The 17,002-nt window shown below is 70.8% G+C and carries 17 protein-coding genes; 14 read left to right on the top strand and 3 right to left on the bottom strand.

Translation table 11 applies throughout. The annotated features are described in order from the left end of the window. Positions 1-51: 51 nt before the first annotated feature. A complete protein-coding gene (locus ACFYXC_RS22775; protein ID WP_389553836.1) occupies positions 52-891 on the bottom strand; it encodes an aminoglycoside N(3)-acetyltransferase in 840 nt (279 codons plus the stop codon). Positions 892-1,051: 160 nt separating this feature from the next. Here ACFYXC_RS22775 and ACFYXC_RS22770 point away from each other — a divergent pair, with 160 nt between their 5' ends. The 8 genes from ACFYXC_RS22770 to ACFYXC_RS22735 all read left to right on the top strand — a co-directional run bounded on the left by ACFYXC_RS22770 (position 1,052) and on the right by ACFYXC_RS22735 (position 7,655). After that, the gene (locus ACFYXC_RS22770) at positions 1,052-1,813 is read left to right on the top strand and encodes a helix-turn-helix transcriptional regulator (protein WP_388915195.1); all 762 of its coding nucleotides are present in this window, start codon (positions 1,052-1,054) and stop codon (positions 1,811-1,813) included. Next, a complete protein-coding gene (gene sufB, locus ACFYXC_RS22765; RefSeq protein WP_388915198.1) occupies positions 1,810-3,234 on the top strand; it encodes a Fe-S cluster assembly protein SufB in 1,425 nt (474 codons plus the stop codon). The genes ACFYXC_RS22770 and sufB overlap by 4 nt, the downstream gene beginning before the upstream one ends. Positions 3,235-3,296: 62 nt before the next feature. Further along, entirely contained in the window at positions 3,297-4,478 is a 1,182-nt protein-coding gene (gene sufD / locus ACFYXC_RS22760; protein WP_388915201.1) for a Fe-S cluster assembly protein SufD, read from the top strand. An 11-nt stretch (positions 4,479-4,489) separates the two neighbouring features. Further along, positions 4,490-4,819, top strand: a complete 330-nt coding sequence (locus tag ACFYXC_RS22755) for a non-heme iron oxygenase ferredoxin subunit (RefSeq protein WP_388915604.1) — start codon at positions 4,490-4,492, stop codon at positions 4,817-4,819. A 7-nt stretch (positions 4,820-4,826) separates the two neighbouring features. Next, positions 4,827-5,591, top strand: coding sequence for a Fe-S cluster assembly ATPase SufC (sufC, locus tag ACFYXC_RS22750; RefSeq protein WP_388915204.1), 765 nt, complete (start codon positions 4,827-4,829; stop codon positions 5,589-5,591). Next, entirely contained in the window at positions 5,588-6,844 is a 1,257-nt protein-coding gene (locus ACFYXC_RS22745) for a cysteine desulfurase (protein ID WP_388915207.1), read from the top strand. Before sufC ends, ACFYXC_RS22745 begins: the two co-directional genes overlap by 4 nt. Before the next feature lie 14 nt (positions 6,845-6,858). Continuing rightward, the gene (gene sufU, locus ACFYXC_RS22740; protein WP_388915210.1) at positions 6,859-7,326 is read left to right on the top strand and encodes a Fe-S cluster assembly sulfur transfer protein SufU; all 468 of its coding nucleotides are present in this window, start codon (positions 6,859-6,861) and stop codon (positions 7,324-7,326) included. Continuing rightward, positions 7,323-7,655: a metal-sulfur cluster assembly factor gene (locus ACFYXC_RS22735; protein ID WP_107017666.1), complete on the top strand. Its 333-nt coding sequence runs from the start codon at positions 7,323-7,325 to the stop codon at positions 7,653-7,655. The genes sufU and ACFYXC_RS22735 overlap by 4 nt, the downstream gene beginning before the upstream one ends. Before the next feature lie 76 nt (positions 7,656-7,731). Here ACFYXC_RS22735 and ACFYXC_RS22730 read toward each other — a convergent pair whose 3' ends face one another. After that, positions 7,732-8,625, bottom strand: a complete 894-nt coding sequence (locus tag ACFYXC_RS22730; RefSeq protein ID WP_389553835.1) for an AbfB domain-containing protein — start codon at positions 8,623-8,625, stop codon at positions 7,732-7,734. 363 nt (positions 8,626-8,988) lie between these two features. On the opposite strand from ACFYXC_RS22730, the gene ACFYXC_RS22725 reads away from it, so the two are divergent. From ACFYXC_RS22725 to ACFYXC_RS22700, 6 genes are all read left to right on the top strand, one after another. Next, a complete protein-coding gene (locus ACFYXC_RS22725) occupies positions 8,989-9,315 on the top strand; it encodes a DMT family transporter (RefSeq protein WP_388915218.1) in 327 nt (108 codons plus the stop codon). Positions 9,316-9,337: 22 nt separating this feature from the next. Then, positions 9,338-9,874 carry a TetR/AcrR family transcriptional regulator gene (locus tag ACFYXC_RS22720; protein ID WP_389553834.1) on the top strand — a complete coding sequence of 179 codons (537 nt, stop codon included), beginning with the start codon at positions 9,338-9,340 and terminating at the stop codon, positions 9,872-9,874. A 113-nt stretch (positions 9,875-9,987) separates the two neighbouring features. After that, on the top strand, positions 9,988-10,977 hold the full coding sequence (gene dapD, locus ACFYXC_RS22715; RefSeq protein WP_389553833.1) for a 2,3,4,5-tetrahydropyridine-2,6-dicarboxylate N-succinyltransferase: 990 nt from the start codon (positions 9,988-9,990) through the stop codon (positions 10,975-10,977). Between the two features lie 147 nt (positions 10,978-11,124). Then, positions 11,125-11,826, top strand: a complete 702-nt coding sequence (locus tag ACFYXC_RS22710) for an antibiotic biosynthesis monooxygenase (protein ID WP_389553832.1) — start codon at positions 11,125-11,127, stop codon at positions 11,824-11,826. Positions 11,827-12,035: 209 nt separating this feature from the next. Further along, complete coding sequence (locus ACFYXC_RS22705) at positions 12,036-13,712, top strand: MFS transporter (protein ID WP_389553831.1); 1,677 nt, start codon at positions 12,036-12,038, stop codon at positions 13,710-13,712. Positions 13,713-13,944: 232 nt separating this feature from the next. Beyond that, positions 13,945-14,928: an Lrp/AsnC family transcriptional regulator gene (locus tag ACFYXC_RS22700; protein ID WP_389553830.1), complete on the top strand. Its 984-nt coding sequence runs from the start codon at positions 13,945-13,947 to the stop codon at positions 14,926-14,928. 106 nt (positions 14,929-15,034) lie between these two features. On the opposite strand, the gene ACFYXC_RS22695 is transcribed toward ACFYXC_RS22700, so the two are convergent. Continuing rightward, positions 15,035-16,867, bottom strand: a complete 1,833-nt coding sequence (locus tag ACFYXC_RS22695) for an endonuclease/exonuclease/phosphatase family protein (RefSeq protein WP_389553829.1) — start codon at positions 16,865-16,867, stop codon at positions 15,035-15,037. Positions 16,868-17,002 lie beyond the last annotated feature (135 nt).

The raw sequence follows: 17,002 nt of genomic DNA, 5'->3' as shown, positions 1-17,002 counted from the left end.
ATGGGCGCCAAGTCTAGGGACGGCCGGCCGGGTGCGGGCGGGCGGGGCGGGTCACGAGCGGCCCGCGGACGACACGTCGTTCATGATCCACTCGTCGCGGGGACGGTGCACCGCGAGCCACCGCTCCGCATAAGACACCGCGTCCGCCAGCGGGAACAGCCGCGCGTCGGCCGCGCCCACCCGACCCCGTACGACAGGGCGGTCCCGCTCGAAGTCGGTGCCCATCGTGTCGAACTGCGACGAGCTGATCGAGACCTCGGTGACGACCTCCCAGCGGGGCCCCTCCGGCGTACGGACGGGCCGTCCCACCTCGACGAGCGGGGCGGGTATCCGGTACTCGGCGAGATGGAAGCCGGTGCAGGAGTCGTAGCCCGCGCCGAGCAGGAGGACCCTTGCGCCCCGGTCCTCCAGACGGGCCAGCGGGCTGCGCTCGCCGAGCCGGCAGTCCGGCGCGTGCCCCTCGACGACCGCCGCCGCGCCGGGGCCGACCGCCGCGAACGAGGTCTGCGGATGCGCGCTGCGCAGGGCGCCGGGCCAGGTGCGCACCGTCTCCGGGATCACCCCGACCCCGCGCGAGGGCGTCACGAGCGGGTCGTACGCCGGCATCGTGGCGCGGATCGTCGCCCACCACTCCTCGGGCACGGGCGGGCTGCTCCACAGGGCCGGGTCGGAGAGGTGGCCGGTCTGGGTCGGGACCACGAGGGTGCCGTCGGGGCCGAGCGCGTCGAGCAGCGCCTGGACGACGGCGACCGTGCCTCCGTTCACCCAGCCGAAGGAGCGCAGCGACGTGTGCGCGAGGAGCGTCTCACCGGGGCGTACGCCGAGGGCGCGCAGGTCCGCGGTGAGGGTGTCGCGGGTGACGAGAGGGCCGGTCGGAGGCGGTGTCGGCATGGTTCGCCAGTCTTGCCGACCGCCTTCGGTCCCGCCACCGAATTGATCGATCAAAGATCGTTTCCGCAGGTCAGCTTAGGTCCCCCTAAGTGACGCACCGCACCCCGCCCGGCATGGACACGGCTTGTCACTCCCTGAGGAATTACGCAACAATGGTGTTGTGAAAAACGTCGGCGAGGCTCGGGAGACCCCCACGGGGGCCCCTCAGGAGGAACTCGCGACCGGTGAGCGCTCCACGCGCAACCGCGTCGCGCGATCCATCCTGGACCACGGCCCCTCGACGGTGGCCGACCTCGCGGGGCGGCTGAGCCTGACCCAGGCCGCCGTCCGCCGGCACCTCGACGCCCTCGTCTCGGACGACGTCGTGGAGGCCCGCGAACAGCGCGTCTACGGCGCCCGCACCCGCGGCCGGCCCGCCAAGGTGTTCGCCCTGACCGACTGCGGCCGCGACGCCTTCGACCAGTCCTACGACAAGCTCGCCGCGGACGCCCTGCGCTGGATCGCGGAGCGCGAGGGCGGGGAGGGCGCGCTCGTCGCCTTCGCCCGCGCCAGGATGGCCGCCCAGGCCGGGGCGTACCGCGCGGCCGTGGAGTCCGCCGCGCCGGAGAAGCGCGCCGAAGCCCTGGCCAAGGCGCTGAGCGCGGACGGGTACGCTGCTACGGCGCGCACCGCACCGGTCGGGGAGCAGCTCTGCCAGCACCACTGCCCGGTCGCCCACGTCGCCGAGCAGTTCCCGCAGCTGTGCGAGGCGGAGACGGAAGTCTTCTCCCAGCTGCTCGGGACGCACGTCCAGCGGCTGGCCACCATCGCCCACGGCGACGGCGTCTGCACGACGTTCATTCCCAGGATTTCGCACACCCCCGAGATTTCGAAGACCGCTGACAACGCATCCGTAAGCACCGCCGGGAGGAACCCCGCATGACGCTCCCCATCGAGGAGACCGCCCACCCCGAGCTCGAGGGTCTGGGCAACTACGAATACGGCTGGGCCGACTCCGACGTGGCCGGTGCCTCTGCCAAGCGCGGTATCAACGAGGACGTCGTCCGGGACATCTCCGCGAAGAAGAGCGAGCCGGAGTGGATGACCAAGCTCCGGCTCAAGGGTCTGCGCCTCTTCGGCAAGAAGCCCATGCCGAACTGGGGCTCCGACCTCTCGGGCATCGACTTCGACAACATCAAGTACTTCGTGCGCTCCACGGAGAAGCAGGCGGAGTCCTGGGAGGACCTGCCCGAGGACATCAAGAACACGTACGACAAGCTCGGCATCCCCGAGGCGGAGAAGCAGCGCCTCGTCGCCGGTGTCGCGGCCCAGTACGAGTCCGAGGTCGTCTACCACCAGATCCGTGAGGACCTGGAGGAGCAGGGCGTCATCTTCCTCGACACCGACACCGCCCTGAAGGAGCACCCGGAGCTCTTCAAGGAGTACTTCGGCACGGTCATCCCGGTCGGCGACAACAAGTTCGCGTCGCTGAACACCGCGGTGTGGTCCGGCGGCTCCTTCATCTACGTGCCGAAGGGCGTGCACGTCGAGATCCCGCTCCAGGCGTACTTCCGTATCAACACGGAGAACATGGGCCAGTTCGAGCGGACCCTGATCATCGTCGACGAGGGTGCCTACGTGCACTACGTCGAAGGTTGCACCGCCCCGATCTACAAGTCGGACTCGCTGCACTCCGCGGTCGTCGAGATCATCGTCAAGAAGAACGCCCGCTGCCGTTACACGACCATCCAGAACTGGTCGAACAACGTCTACAACCTGGTCACCAAGCGCGCCGTGGCGTACGAGGGCGCGACCATGGAGTGGATCGACGGCAACATCGGCTCCAAGGTCACCATGAAGTACCCGGCCGTCTACCTGATGGGCGAGCACGCCAAGGGCGAGACCCTGTCCATCGCCTTCGCGGGCGAGGGCCAGCACCAGGACGCCGGCTCCAAGATGGTCCACATGGCGCCGAACACGTCCTCCAACATCGTGTCGAAGTCCGTGGCACGCGGCGGCGGCCGTACGTCCTACCGCGGTCTCGTCGAGATCGGCGAGGGCGCCCACGGCTCGAAGTCGAACGTGCTGTGCGACGCGCTGCTCGTCGACACCATCTCCCGCTCGGACACGTACCCCTACGTGGACGTCCGCGAGGACGACGTGTCCATGGGCCACGAGGCGACCGTCTCCAAGGTCTCCGACGACCAGCTCTTCTACCTGATGAGCCGCGGTCTCTCCGAGTTCGAGGCGATGGCGATGATCGTGCGCGGCTTCGTCGAGCCCATCGCGAAGGAGCTGCCCATGGAGTACGCCCTGGAGCTCAACCGGCTGATCGAGCTGCAGATGGAAGGCGCGGTCGGCTAGACCCGCCGCCCTCCGGACACAGCCAGCGAATTCTGACGTAGGAAGAGAGCAGACCGACAGCCATGGCTGAGGCGCAAAGTATCCCTGTGGGCTCCACCACCGCGGGCCAGATCGCGGTGGCCGCCGAGTCGACCGTCGCCACGCGCATGAGCGCACCCCCGTCCTTCGACGTGGCGGACTTCCCCGTCCCCCACGGCCGTGAGGAGGAATGGCGGTTCACGCCGCTGGAGCGGCTGCGCGGGCTGCACGACGGCACCGCCGTCGCCACCGGCGACGGCGTGAAGGTCGACATCGACGCGCCCGAGGGCGTCACGGTCGAGACCGTCGGCCGCGACGACGAGCGGCTCGGCCGGGCGGGCACCCCGGTGGACCGCGTCGCCGCGCAGGCGTACTCGGCGTTCGAGAAGGCCGGTGTCGTCACCGTCCCCAAGGAGACGGTGCTCACCGAGCCGATCCGCATCGCCGTGCACGGCCAGGGCGGAGTCGCCTACGGCCACCAGGTCGTCGAGCTGGGCGCCTTCGCCGAGGCCGTCGTCGTCATCGACCACACCGGCGACGCGGTCCTCGCCGCCAACGTCGACTACGTCCTCGGCGACGGCGCCAAGCTCACCGTCGTCTCCGTCCAGGACTGGGACGACAAGGCCGTCCACGTCGGCCAGCACAACGCGCTGATCGGCCGGGACGCCACCTTCAAGTCCTTCGTGGTCACCTTCGGCGGCGACCTCGTACGCCTCCACCCGCGCGTCCACTACGCGGGCACCGGCGGCGAGGCCGAGCTGTTCGGCCTGTACTTCACGGACGCCGGCCAGCACCAGGAGCACCGCCTCCTGGTCGACCACGACATGCCCCACTGCAAGTCGAACGTCGCGTACAAGGGCGCCCTCCAGGGCGAGGCCGCGCACGCCGTGTGGATCGGTGACGTGCTCATCGAGGCCCAGGCGGAGGGCACCGACACGTACGAGATGAACCGGAACCTGGTTCTCACCGACGGCGCCCGGGTCGACTCCGTGCCCAACCTGGAGATCGAGACCGGCGAGATCGTCGGCGCCGGACACGCCTCGGCGACCGGCCGCTTCGACGACGAGCAGCTCTTCTACCTGATGGCCCGCGGCATCCCGGCCGACGACGCCCGCCGGCTCGTGGTGCGCGGCTTCTTCGCCGAACTGGTCCAGCAGATCGGCGTCGACGACATCGAGGAGCGCCTTCTCGTGAAGATCGACGAGGAGCTGGAGGCGTCGGTCTGATGGCTGCCCCCATGACGTTCCTGCGCGCCTGCGGGCTCGACGAGCTGGAGGAGGACACCCCGAAGCGGGTGGAACTCGACGGCACGCCGGTCTCGGTCGTGCGGACCGAGGGGGAGGTGTTCGCGATCCACGACATCTGCTCGCACGCGAACGTCTCCCTCGCCGAGGGCGAGGTGGAGGACTGTCAGATCGAGTGCTGGCTGCACGGCTCCGCGTTCGACCTCAGAACCGGCGAGCCGTCCGGCCTTCCCGCGACGCGCCCCGTCCCCGTATACCCCGTAAAGATCGAAGGGGGCAGCGTCTTTGTTGACGTACGCGCCTCCCTCACCCAGGAGTCCTGAGGAACCCATGGCAACGCTTGAAATCCACGACCTGCACGTCACCGTCGAGGCCGACAACGCCACGAAGGAGATCCTCAAGGGCGTCGACCTCACCGTGAAGCAGGGCGAGACGCACGCCATCATGGGCCCGAACGGCTCCGGCAAGTCGACGCTCGCCTACTCACTCGCGGGCCACCCCAAGTACACGATCACCGGCGGCACCGTCACCCTCGACGGCGAGGACGTCCTGGAGATGTCCGTCGACGAGCGCGCCCGCGCCGGCCTGTTCCTCGCCATGCAGTACCCGGTCGAGGTCCCCGGCGTCTCCGTCTCCAACTTCCTGCGCACCTCCGCCACCGCGATCCGCGGCGAGGCCCCCAAGCTCCGGCTGTGGGTCAAGGAGGTCAAGGAGGCCATGGAGCGCCTGAACATGGACCCCTCCTTCGCCGAGCGCAACGTGAACGAGGGCTTCTCCGGCGGTGAGAAGAAGCGCCACGAGATCCTCCAGCTGGAGCTGCTCAGGCCGAAGATCGCGATCCTCGACGAGACCGACTCCGGCCTGGACGTCGACGCCCTGCGCGTCGTCTCCGAGGGCGTCAACCGGGTCCGCGAGACCGGTGAGGTCGGCACCCTGCTGATCACGCACTACACGCGCATCCTGCGCTACATCAAGCCCGACTTCGTCCATGTGTTCTCCGGCGGCCGGATCGTCGAGTCCGGCGGCGCCGAGCTCGCCGACAAGCTGGAGAACGAGGGCTACGAGGTATACACGAAGGGTGGCGTATCCGCGTGACACAGCTGCCGGGCCTCCTCGACACCGAGGCGATCCGCAAGGACTTCCCCATCCTGGACCGCCAGGTCCACGACGGTAAGAAGCTCGTGTACCTGGACAACGCGGCGACCTCGCAGAAGCCGCGCCAGGTGCTGGACGCGCTCAGTGGCTACTACGAGCAGTACAACGCCAACGTCCACCGCGGTGTGCATGTGCTCGCGGAGGAGGCCACGGCGCTGTACGAGGGCGCGCGTGACAAGGTCGCGGCGTTCGTCAACGCGCCGAGCCGCGACGAGGTGATCTTCACGAAGAACGCCTCCGAGTCGCTCAACCTCGTCGCCAACATGCTCGGCTGGGCCGACGAGCCCTACCGGGTGGACCACGAGACCGAGATCGTCATCACGGAGATGGAGCACCACTCCAACATCGTCCCCTGGCAGCTGCTCGCGCAGCGCACGGGCGCGAAGCTGAAGTGGTTCGGCCTGACCGACGACGGCCGCCTCGACCTGTCCAACATCGACGAGATCATCACGGAGAAGACGAAGATCGTCTCCTTCGTGCTGGTGTCGAACATCCTGGGCACGGTCAACCCCGTCGAGGCGATAGTGCGCCGCGCACAGGAGGTCGGCGCGCTGGTCTGCATCGACGCCTCCCAGGCCGCCCCGCACATGCCGCTGGACGTACAGGCCCTGCAGGCCGACTTCGTGGCCTTCACCGGCCACAAGATGTGCGGCCCGACCGGCATCGGCGTCCTGTGGGGCCGCCAGGAGCTGCTGGAGGACCTGCCCCCGTTCCTCGGCGGCGGCGAGATGATCGAGACCGTGTCGATGAGCTCGTCGACGTACGCTCCGGCCCCGCACAAGTTCGAGGCGGGCACCCCGCCGATCGCCCAGGCGGTCGGTCTCGGCGCGGCGATCGACTACCTGAGCGCGATCGGCATGGACAAGGTCCTGGCACACGAGCACGCCCTGACCGAGTACGCGGTGCAGAGGCTCGGCGCGGTCCCCGACCTGCGGATCATCGGCCCGACGACGGCGGAGGACCGCGGCGCGGCGATCTCCTTCACGCTGGGTGACATCCACCCGCACGACGTGGGCCAGGTCCTGGACGAGCAGGGCATCGCGGTCCGGGTCGGACACCACTGCGCGCGGCCCGTCTGCCTGCGGTACGGAATTCCTGCGACCACGCGAGCGTCGTTCTATCTGTACTCCACGCCGGCCGAGATCGACGCACTGGTCGACGGACTGGAGCACGTACGGAACTTCTTCGGCTGAGGAGCTGCTGAGTCGTGAAGCTGGATTCGATGTACCAGGAAGTCATCCTGGACCACTACAAGCACCCCCACGGGCGTGGCTTGCGGGATGGCGACGCCGAAGTGCACCACGTCAACCCCACGTGCGGCGACGAGATCACGCTGCGCGTGAAGTACGACGGCACGACGATCAGCGACGTCTCGTACGAGGGGCAGGGCTGCTCGATCAGCCAGGCGTCGGCCTCCGTGCTGAACGACCTGCTGGTGGGCAAGGACCTGGCCGAGGCGCAGCGGATCCAGGAGACCTTCCTGGAGCTGATGCAGTCCAAGGGACGCATCGAGCCGGACGACACGATGGAAGAGGTCCTGGAGGACGCGGTCGCGTTCGCCGGGGTCTCGAAGTACCCGGCCCGCGTCAAGTGCGCGCTGCTGAGCTGGATGGCCTGGAAGGACGCGACGGCCCAGGCCCTGGGCGAGGCCGGCGCCGAGAGGAAGACGGCATGAGCGAGACCATCGAGATGAAACCGGCCTCCGAGGAAGAAGTCCGCGAGGCCCTGTACGACGTCGTCGACCCCGAGCTGGGCATCGACGTCGTCAACCTCGGACTGATCTACGGGATCCACATCGACGACGCGAACATCGCGACGATCGACATGACCCTGACGTCGGCGGCGTGTCCGCTCACCGACGTCATCGAGGACCAGGCCAAGTCCGCCACGGACGGCATCGTGAACGAACTCCGCATCAACTGGGTGTGGATGCCGCCGTGGGGCCCGGACAAGATCACGGACGACGGCCGTGACCAGCTCCGGGCGCTGGGCTTCAACGTCTGAGCACCCCTGAGTGAGTTCTGTCCGCAGGTGTGGCCCCCGGCAACTGCGCCGGGGGCCACACCTGCGTCCGGGTGGCTCAGCCCAGGCTCTTGACCAGGCGGAACGCCGAGTCCGCGCGGTAGAGGCGGCTGTCCTCGTACGGGTCCAGGCGGAGCCGGAAGTCGCGGTGGCGCAGGAAGTGGCCGCGGTAGTTGACCGACTCGAGCATGACGGCGCCGGAGAACGCCGTCGGGCGCGGACAGAACGTGGCGTCCTGCTCGAAGAGCGCGGAGCCGTCGTCGTGGTCGGCGCGCAGACGGAACGCGAAGTGGCGCAGGTAGCGTCCGTCGCCGACGGAGAACGAGACGCAGCCGGCGTCGGCGAGGCCGGGGACCAGCCGGAACGAGGCACCCTGACCGGCCCGGGAGGAGCCGTGCCGGTCGGTCCGGCCGGTCCGGTCGACATGGTCGAGCCGGACGGAGTCGCGGCCGAGACGCCAGTGGCGGTCGGGGTGACTGACCGACTGGACGGACTTCCGCGAGGACGAGGGCGTGGACGCGGGCGGCCTGCCCGCGGACTCGGACCCGGACGCGGGCTTCGACGCCGACGGCCGTGGTGCCTGCTCGGAGTCCGGCCCGCCCGGCCCGCCCGCGGGTGACGCGGAACCGCCCGCGGTGGTCTCGGCGGCCGGCTCGGGCGCGGCCAGGCCGCTCTTCCCGCTGGGCGCCGGGTCCATCGTCGGCGGGCCGGGCACGAACGGTTCGTCCGTGGCGGAGGTGTTCTCCGTCCGGTCCCGCGACGACGCGTCCGTGTCCGTGTCCAGGACGGTGACCGTCACGACGGAGGCGAGGACGGCCACCAGCAGGGCCGCGGCCGCCCAGAGCCGGCGCGTCCCCGGTATGCGCGGCTCCTCCAGCGCCTCCCCGGTCTCCCACACCTTCGGGAGGTGCGCCGAAGGATCGGGGGCGGACTCGGTCGTTCTTTCGGGCATGTGCGGTTCCCCCCGGCGCCGCCGGGGCGGACGCGGTTCGGTCAGGTGTCGTGGCACAAGAGGAGGCGGTGGCCGCGGGCACACGGGACGGCCCTGTCGGCAGGATCCGTGTGCGCGACGAGGGGAACATTAGTGGAAGTCGTGTGCGTCGAGTAAGCGTTCCCGAGAGTGGTTCCTGCCCGAACTCGTCTCCGCTCCAGGTGAGTTGCCGCGCCCAGGGCGTTCGGCGCTGCCAGGAGGCGGACAGGAGCGCGGCGGTCCGTTCGCGGCTGCCGTCGTCTCCGTCCGGGGGCGACAACGGCGCCCGAAGAACTTTCCGGGTTCTGTGTACGGGCGTACACATCGATGCGTACGCTCGTACGCATGGGAATGGGATACGTGTTGCTCACTGGAGCCATCGCCGCGGAAGTGGCCGCCACGACCGCCATGAAGTACAGCGACGGCTTCAGCAGACTCTGGCCCTCGGTGGTGACCGCCGTCGGCTACATCGTCGCCTTCCTGCTGCTCGCCCAGACGCTCAAGACCGTGTCCGTCGGTACGGCGTACGCGATCTGGTCCGGGCTCGGCACGGCGGCCATCGTGGTGATCGGGATGGTGTTCCTCGGGGAAGGGCTGACCTTCACCAAGTTCGCCGGGATAGCGCTGATCATCGGCGGGGTCGTGGTGCTGAACGTGGGCGGGGCGCACTGATGGACGCGGGCGGAGGACGCTGATGGCCCGGCGTCACGATCCGGGGCGACGGCAGCGGATCATCGACGCGGCGATCCGGGTGGTGGCCGCCAAAGGCATCGACGGGCTGAGCCACCGCTCGGTCGCGGCCGAGGCCGATGTGCCGCTCGGCTCGACGACGTACCACTTCCGGACCCTCGACGAGCTGCTGGTCGCCGCGCTGCGGCAGGCGACCGACGGCTTCGCCAGGTCGGTCGCCGCCCGTACCGCCCTGGCGGACCCCGGCGCCGACCTCGCCGCCGACCTCGCCGCGCTGGGCAGCGACTGGCTCGCCGGGGACCGTACGGGGGTGGAGGTGGAGTACGAGCTCTACCTCGCCGCCCTGCGCCGGCCCGCCCTGCGGCCCGTCGCCGACGAGTGGGGCCGGGACTTCGCCGAGCTCCTCGCCCGCCGCACCGACCCGGTGACCGCCCGGGCGCTGGTCGCGCTGATCGACGGCATCTGCCTGCGGGTCCTGCTGACCGGGGCGCCCTACGACGAGGAGTACGCGCGGACGGTACTGGCACGGGTGATCCCGTGAGAGCGCCGGCCGGGCCCGCGCGTACGCCCCTCGGCCACGGCGTCCGGCCCGTTCCCTGAGATGCCTCCGCCGCCGGTTGGCCCGTACCGGCCCCGGCCGGTTAGGTTGCCCTCATGACCGACACGACTGCTCCTCGCACCACCGGCGCCGCGGGCGCCGGGCTCGCCACGATCGCCGCCGACGGCACCGTCCTCGACACCTGGTTCCCGGCCCCCGAACTGGTCGTGGGGCCGGGCCCCTCCGGTACCGAGCGCCTGTCCGCGGAACGCGCGGTGGAACTGCTGGGCGAGGGCGCCGTGCGGGCGGCCGGCCCGGACACCCGCCGTGGCGTCGAGGTGGTCGCGGTCCGTACGGTCATCGCCTCGCTCGACGAGAAGCCGGTCGACGCGCACGACGCGTACCTGCGCCTCCACCTGCTCTCGCACCGGCTGGTGCGGCCGCACGGCCAGAACCTCGACGGCCTGTTCGCCCACCTCGCCAACGTCGCCTGGACCTCGCTCGGTCCGGTGGCCGTGGACGACGTGGAGACGGCCCGGCTGAACGCCCGCGCCGAGGGTCTGCACCTGGCCGTGACGTCCGTCGACAAGTTCCCGCGCATGACGGACTACGTGGCCCCCAAGGGCGTCCGGATCGCCGACGCCGACCGGGTCCGCCTCGGCGCGCACCTCGCCGAGGGCACCACGGTCATGCACGAGGGCTTCGTGAACTTCAACGCCGGCACGCTCGGCACGTCGATGGTCGAGGGCCGCATCTCCGCGGGCGTCGTGGTCGGCGACGGCTCGGACATCGGCGGCGGCGCCTCCACGATGGGCACGCTGTCGGGCGGCGGCAACGTCCGCATCACCATCGGCGAGCGGTGCCTGATCGGGGCCGAGGCGGGCGTCGGTATCGCCCTCGGTGACGAGTGCGTGGTCGAGGCCGGTCTGTACGTCACCGCCGGCACGCGGGTGACGATGCCCGACGGGCAGATCGTCAAGGCCCGTGAACTGTCCGGCGCCTCCAACATCCTGTTCCGGCGCAACTCCGTCACCGGAAAGGTGGAGGCGCGGCCGAACAACGCGGTGTGGGGCGGACTGAACGAGATCCTGCACAGCCACAACTGACGCCCGGCGCGGTGCTGACCCGAGCGCCCTTCCGCTTCTGCGGGAGGGCGCTCGGCGTGTGTCGGGGGCGAGGGACTTGACCTGAACTTTGGTCGAGGTCCGAGGGTGGGCGGTGCACGAGTTGAGCAGCGATCACCGGAGGTTGTGATGACCCGTCGTACCGATGTGCACCCCGAACTGGTCCGCCCCGAGGCCGGGGCCCCGTTCTTCAGTACCTGGCGGGTGGGAACCCCCGAGCGGCAGCGGGCCACGGTCGAGTCGATCGCCGCCACCTGGGAGAGGCGTCCGTGGCCGGCCGCCGGGCTGCTCGGGTACTACGTGTACGCCGGTGACGACGGCACGACCCTGCTGCATCATGCGCAGTGGCGGAGCGAGCAGGACTACGAGGCGTTCGTGAAGGTCCACCGGCAGGAGCGGGTGGACGAGATCGACGTGGCCGTGCCCGGCATCGAGCGGGTGCGGCTCGACCGGTACCGGCGGTACCGCAGCGGCGTCCGGCCGGGGGAGACCCGCGTGCCCGGCTGCGTCGTGATCGTCGAGATCGAGTTCGAAGGAGCCGACCCCGAGCGGCAGCGCGCCTGGGTGGACGCGGTGTTCGAGGCACTGGAGAGCGAGCCGGACCCGCGTCCCGGCGGGATCTCCGCCCACTTCCACCTGAGCACCGACGGCACGAAGGTCCTCAACTACGCGGAGTGGGAGAGCGCCGAGGCGCACCGGGCGGCGATGGACGCGCCGGGCGACGGGGTGGGCTCGCGCACACCGCAGTGGGAGCGCGTGCAGACGTACCCCGGGCTGAAGCGGTCCACGGTCGGCCGGTACACCTACGCCCTCGGTCTCGTCCCCGCGTGAGCCCGGCCGCCCCCTGACGGCCGGCGCTCGATCGGCTTCCCCTGTCGCCGACGCGTGTCGGAAAGCGTGTCGGGAATCCTCGGTGAACGGGGTCCCGGTGTCGGATATCCCGGATGTCCCGGCCCTGGCTGGCCCCGGTCCGGCGGTACGACCGAAGGTGACCGTGGAAGAAGACGACCGCGGCGTGTCGCGCCGCAAGGGAGAGTTCAGTGAACGTCACAACCAGCGCGGGCGTCCCGCAGGGCCGGCGGGCGGCCACGCTCGTCATGGCCTGTGTGGGCGTGTTCGTCGCCTATCTGCCGGTGACCACCGTCTCGGTGAGCCTGCCGGCCATCCAGCGGGCGATGGACGCCTCGACCGCCCAACTGGCCTGGGTGTCCGACGCGTTCGTGCTGCCCATGGCCGCCCTCATCCTCACCGCCGGGGTCGTCGGTGACGTCCACGGCCGCAAGAAGGTCTTCCAGGCGGGCCTGGCCTTCTGCGCCGCGGGCGCCGCCCTGGCGCTGTCCGCCCGGTCGATCGAGGTCCTGTGGATCGGCCAGGCACTGGCCGGCGTGGGCGCCGCCGCCCTGCTGCCCACGACCCTCGCGCTGATCAGCCACGTCGTCCCCGACCCCCGGGAGCGCGGCAAGTTCATCGGGCTGTGGGCGACGTCCCTGCTGTCCGCCCTGGCCCTCGGCCCGATCATCGCCGGGATCGTCCTCGAACACTTCGCCTGGCGGTGGATCTTCCTGCTGGCGATCCCCGTCTCGCTCGTCGCCATGGCCGTCGCGGCCCGGCAGCTGACCGACTCCCGCGCGGCCGGCTCGCGCCGGCTGGACTGGCCCGGCCAGATCACCGCCGCCCTGGCGATCACCGCACTGGTCTACGGGGTCATCGAGGGCGGCGCCGACTCTTTCACGGACGTGCAGGTGCTGGTGGCCCTCTGTGTGGCCGTCGTCGCCGGCGCGGCCTTCGTCCTGGTGGAGCGGCGCAGCGACAGCCCGATGCTGGACCTGAAGCTGTTCCGCAGCGCGGCCTTCAGCGCCACCACCCTGATCGCCATGATCAGCTTCCTGGGGCTGATCGGGTTCTTCTTCGCCCTCAGCCTGTACTTCGGCATGGTCCAGCAGCTCAGCACCCTGGAGGCGGGCGCCCGGCTGGTGACGGTCAGCCTGATGGCCATCCTGGTGGGAGCGCCGGTCGGCCGCCTGATGCACCGGGTGTCGGCACGCGTCCTGATCACCGGCGGCCTGCTCGTCAGCGCGGGCGCCCTGCTGTCCCTGACCACGATCGACGCCGGCACCTCGTACGTCTCCCTGGTGTGGCGGCTGGCCCTGCTGGGCCTCGGCACGGGCCTGGTCATCACGCCCATGACCGCCACCGCGGTCGCCTCCGTGCCGCACCACCTGGCCGGGATGGCCGCCGCAGGGAACAACGCCTTCCGGCAGGTCGGCGGCGCCCTCGGCCCCGCAGTCCTCGGCGCCCTGCTCACCAGCCGGGCCACCGACTCCCTGTCCGGGCACCTCGCCGAGGCGGGCCTGACGGGCCCCCAGCGGCAGAGCGTCGTCGCGGCCGTGGACGAGGACGGGCTCGGCGCGGTCGCACAGATGGACCTGGGCCCGGCCCAGGGGCGTGCCCTGGGGGCGCTGTCCGAGGCGTTCCTCGACGGCCTCCACCTGTGTCTGATCGTGTCCGCGGTCCTGACCCTGGTCGCCGCGGCGGTCGCCGTGACCCTGCTGCGCGGCCCCCGGCGGACGACGACGGTGATCACCGGCACCGGCACCGGCACCGGCACCGGCACGAGCACGGGCGCCGGAGGCGGGCCCGGTGCTGGGTCCGCCGCCGCCCGGACGCCCGCGCAGCGCGCGGACGCCGAGCCCCTTCCGGAACTCGATCCCCGGTAGGGATGAACCCGGGGCTGTGATCCGGCGTCTTACCGGGCGCCCTCCGTGGGGACGGGAAGGGCACCGGTGGGAGGCCCGGGCCCGGGGACACATCCCCGGGCCCGGGCCTCGCTGCTCACCCCCGGCACACCGGCTCGACCCCCGGCAACCGGCACCCCTCCCGGTACGATGACCGTCCGCGAGCCGTGCGCGGCCCGTGCCGGCCCCGAGTGAGAAGAGCGGAAGCAATCCGGTGGCGCCCCGCGCGTTCGACCCCCTCGACCCGCTCGACCTGAAGCTGCTGCAGGCGCTCCAGGTGGACGGCCGCGCGCCGTTCAGCCGGCTGGCGGAGGTGCTCGGGGTCTCGGACCAGACCGTCGCACGGCGCTACCGGCGGCTGCGCACCACGGCGGGCCTGCGCGTGCTCGGCATGACCGACGGGAGCCGGCTCGGCAGGCAGAGCTGGATCGTGCGGCTGCGCTGCACCCCGGACGCGGCGGAACAACTGGCGGACGCGCTGGCCCGGCGCCCCGACACCTCGTACATCGACCTGATCTCGGGCGGCACCGAGGTGATGTGCGCGATGAAACCGCGCTCGGGGCAGGAACGGGACGAACTCCTCTTCGACCGACTGCCGCGCACTCCGCGCGTCATCTCGGTCAGCGCGCACTGCCTGCTGCACTCCTACTACGGAGGTCCGCTCGGCTGGCTCAACAAACTGCGGGCCCTGGACGCCGAGGAGGAGGCCGCGCTGACGCCGCCGCCCGTCGAGGCGGCCGGCGATCCGGTCGTCCTGGACGCGGACGACGAGGCACTGCTGGCCGTGCTCCGGCGCGACGGCAGGACCCCGCTCACCGAACTCGGGACGAGCACCGGGCAGACGGAGTCGGCGGTCAGACGGCGGCTGGACCGGCTGCGCTCCCTGGGGGTCCTCTACTTCGACGTACAGCACGATCACGCGCCCCTGGGGCGCGCCACGGACGCCATGCTCTGGCTCACGGTGGCCCCCTCCGCCCTCGCCGACGTCGGGCGGGCCCTCGCGGGACATCCGGAGGTCGGTTTCGCCTCGGCCGTCACCGGCCAGGCCAACATCGTCGCGGCCGTCCTGTGCCGCGACACCGGCGCGCTGTACAGGTACCTGAGCGAGCGGATCGGGGTTCTGGACGGCGTCCAGGCCGTCGAGACCGTCCTGACCCTGCGCCAGGTCAAACAGCTCACCTACGAACCCGGCCGCTGACCACCGGCCGTCCCTCCCGGGGAACGACCGGGCCCGGCCCCCCTGACGGTGGGGCCGGGCCCGGCGGCGTACGCCCGCGGGTGACGTCCGGGCGGAACCGGAACGGCTACGGACGGAACCGCAGCACCTGCGGGTCGTGGTCGCTGATCTGGTCGGCGAACTCCGCGTTGATGTGCACGCTGTCGTACGTGAAGTCACGGTCCTTGCGGATCGACGGGCTGATCAGGATCTGGTCGAGGACCTGGCTGTTGCCCTGGTAGTCGTAGCTGTACCGCTCGCTCCTCGGCAGGGACCTGACGGCCGACCACAGGGCGCCGTCGGCCTCCAGGAGCTGCGTCGTCCGGGAGAACTCGAAGTCGTTGATGTCGCCGAGCGTGACGACGTCCGAGTTCCGCTGCTTCGCAAGGATGTCCTTGACGAAGGCGTTCACGGCGGCCGCCTGGAGGTGGCGCTGCGTCTCCGAGCTGCGCACCGGCGGCTGGAACTGCGCGTGCAGCCCCTGGTCGCCGCCCTTCGACGCGAAGTGGTTCGCGATCACGAAGACCGTCTCGCCGCGGAAGCTGAACTCGCCCGCGAGCGGCTTGCGGCTGTTCGTCCATGCCTCGTTCGCCGGGTCGATCCGCCCGGGGGAGGCCGTCAGCCGCGCCTTGCCGCGCACCTTCGTGACGCCGACGGCGGTGGTGGCGTCGCCGCCCGCGCGGTCGACGAAGGAGACCCGCGCCGGGTTGTAGAGGAACGCCTGCCGGATGTTGCCGCCCGGCTCGCCGCCGTCGGCGAGGTCCACCGGGTCGATGGACCGCCACTCGTAGGCCGGTCCGCCGGCGGCGACGATCGCGTCGGTCAGCTTCTTCATCGTCAGGTCGGCGGCGACCGTACCGTCGTTCGTCGCGCCGTTGTTGTCCTGGATCTCCTCCAGGGACACGATGTCGGGCGACTGGAGGTGGTCGACGATCGCGGCCGCGTGGTCGGCGAACGTGCCGTCCGTCGGATCGAGGTTCTCGACGTTGTACGTGGCGACCGCGAGCTCCGTGCGCGACTGCCTGCGGGTCGTCTCGCGCTCCAGGCCGCCGGCCTCGACCGTGCCCAGGGTGCGGGCGGTCAGCGTGTAGCCGCCGAACTGGTTGTAGTCGAGAGGGCCCTCGGTGGTGCCCTTCAGGGTGTCCCCGACGTTCGCCTTCGGGAACGGCTGCGTGGCGGTGGGGATCAGCGACTGGATCTGCAGCCGGCCGGTGTTCTGCGAGGTGTACGAGCCGTACACCGTGCCGCCGCGGCGGTTCGGGTTCTCGTGCGGCTTGACCGTCACCCAGAGTTCCGAGTACGGGTCGGTGGCGGTGACCACGCGCGACGAGCCGATCGCGACGTTCATGCCCTCCAGCGACTCGTAGAGGTCGAGGGCGTACTTCTTCGGCCGCAGGGTCAGGCCGTTGACCGAACCGCCCGCCGCCGCGTCGCCCTCGGGCGCGTACGCAGACGGTACGGAACGGCTGTCGATGACGGTGGCCCTGGGCAGGGCGTTGCCGCTCGACACCACCGTCACCGTCGGCCGGGTGATCTCGGTGACCGACTGGTTGCCGGTCGAGGCACCGCCCGGCACGAACTCCGTGACCGTGCCCGAGACGGTGACCGCGTCACCGACGGCGACCTTCGGGGTGGAACTCGTGAAGACGAAGACGCCCTCACTGGTGGCCGGGTCGGCGTCCGCGGACGGGCCCTGGATCCAGAAACCGCGGGACGACCCGTAGGTGCGGACGCCCGTGACGACACCGGCCACATCCGTGACCTGCCGGCCCGCGAGCGGGGAGGTCCGGGTGGAGCCCTGGATGTCGTGGACGGCCACGGCATCCGCGTGGGCGGGCGAGGTGAGAACCACCGGGGAGACCGTGGAACAGACGGCCGCCACGGTGAGCGCGGCTATGCGTGCGGAAGACTTGCTCGGCAACGAAATCCCTCCGGGGACGTGCGTGGGCGCCGGGACGAGGGTGGTATCTACGCGCGTCAATCTCGTGTCTGGTCACGGCACTTGTCAAGGTTTCCTGGCTGAATACTTGTGGCAGGTTCATGAACCGGGCGGCAT

Origin of the sequence: Streptomyces sp. NPDC002701 (assembly GCF_042889045.1) — a bacterium.
Classification (GTDB): domain Bacteria; phylum Actinomycetota; class Actinomycetes; order Streptomycetales; family Streptomycetaceae; genus Streptomyces.
The sequence above is the reverse complement of the archived record's forward strand: the minus strand, read 5'-3'. Positions and strand labels throughout refer to the sequence as shown.

Excerpts from the sequence above, each read along its gene's own strand:
- ACFYXC_RS22775 (WP_389553836.1), bottom strand. The coding sequence starts at position 891 with ATGCCGACACCGCCTCCGACCGGCCCTCTCGTCACCCGCGACACCCTC.
- sufB (WP_388915198.1), top strand. The coding sequence starts at position 1,810 with ATGACGCTCCCCATCGAGGAGACCGCCCACCCCGAGCTCGAGGGTCTG.
- sufD (WP_388915201.1), top strand. The coding sequence starts at position 3,297 with ATGGCTGAGGCGCAAAGTATCCCTGTGGGCTCCACCACCGCGGGCCAG.
- ACFYXC_RS22755 (WP_388915604.1), top strand. The coding sequence starts at position 4,490 with ATGACGTTCCTGCGCGCCTGCGGGCTCGACGAGCTGGAGGAGGACACC.
- sufC (WP_388915204.1), top strand. The coding sequence starts at position 4,827 with ATGGCAACGCTTGAAATCCACGACCTGCACGTCACCGTCGAGGCCGAC.
- ACFYXC_RS22735 (WP_107017666.1), top strand. The coding sequence starts at position 7,323 with ATGAGCGAGACCATCGAGATGAAACCGGCCTCCGAGGAAGAAGTCCGC.
- ACFYXC_RS22730 (WP_389553835.1), bottom strand. The coding sequence starts at position 8,625 with ATGCCCGAAAGAACGACCGAGTCCGCCCCCGATCCTTCGGCGCACCTC.
- ACFYXC_RS22725 (WP_388915218.1), top strand. The coding sequence starts at position 8,989 with ATGGGAATGGGATACGTGTTGCTCACTGGAGCCATCGCCGCGGAAGTG.
- ACFYXC_RS22720 (WP_389553834.1), top strand. The coding sequence starts at position 9,338 with ATGGCCCGGCGTCACGATCCGGGGCGACGGCAGCGGATCATCGACGCG.
- dapD (WP_389553833.1), top strand. The coding sequence starts at position 9,988 with ATGACCGACACGACTGCTCCTCGCACCACCGGCGCCGCGGGCGCCGGG.
- ACFYXC_RS22710 (WP_389553832.1), top strand. The coding sequence starts at position 11,125 with ATGACCCGTCGTACCGATGTGCACCCCGAACTGGTCCGCCCCGAGGCC.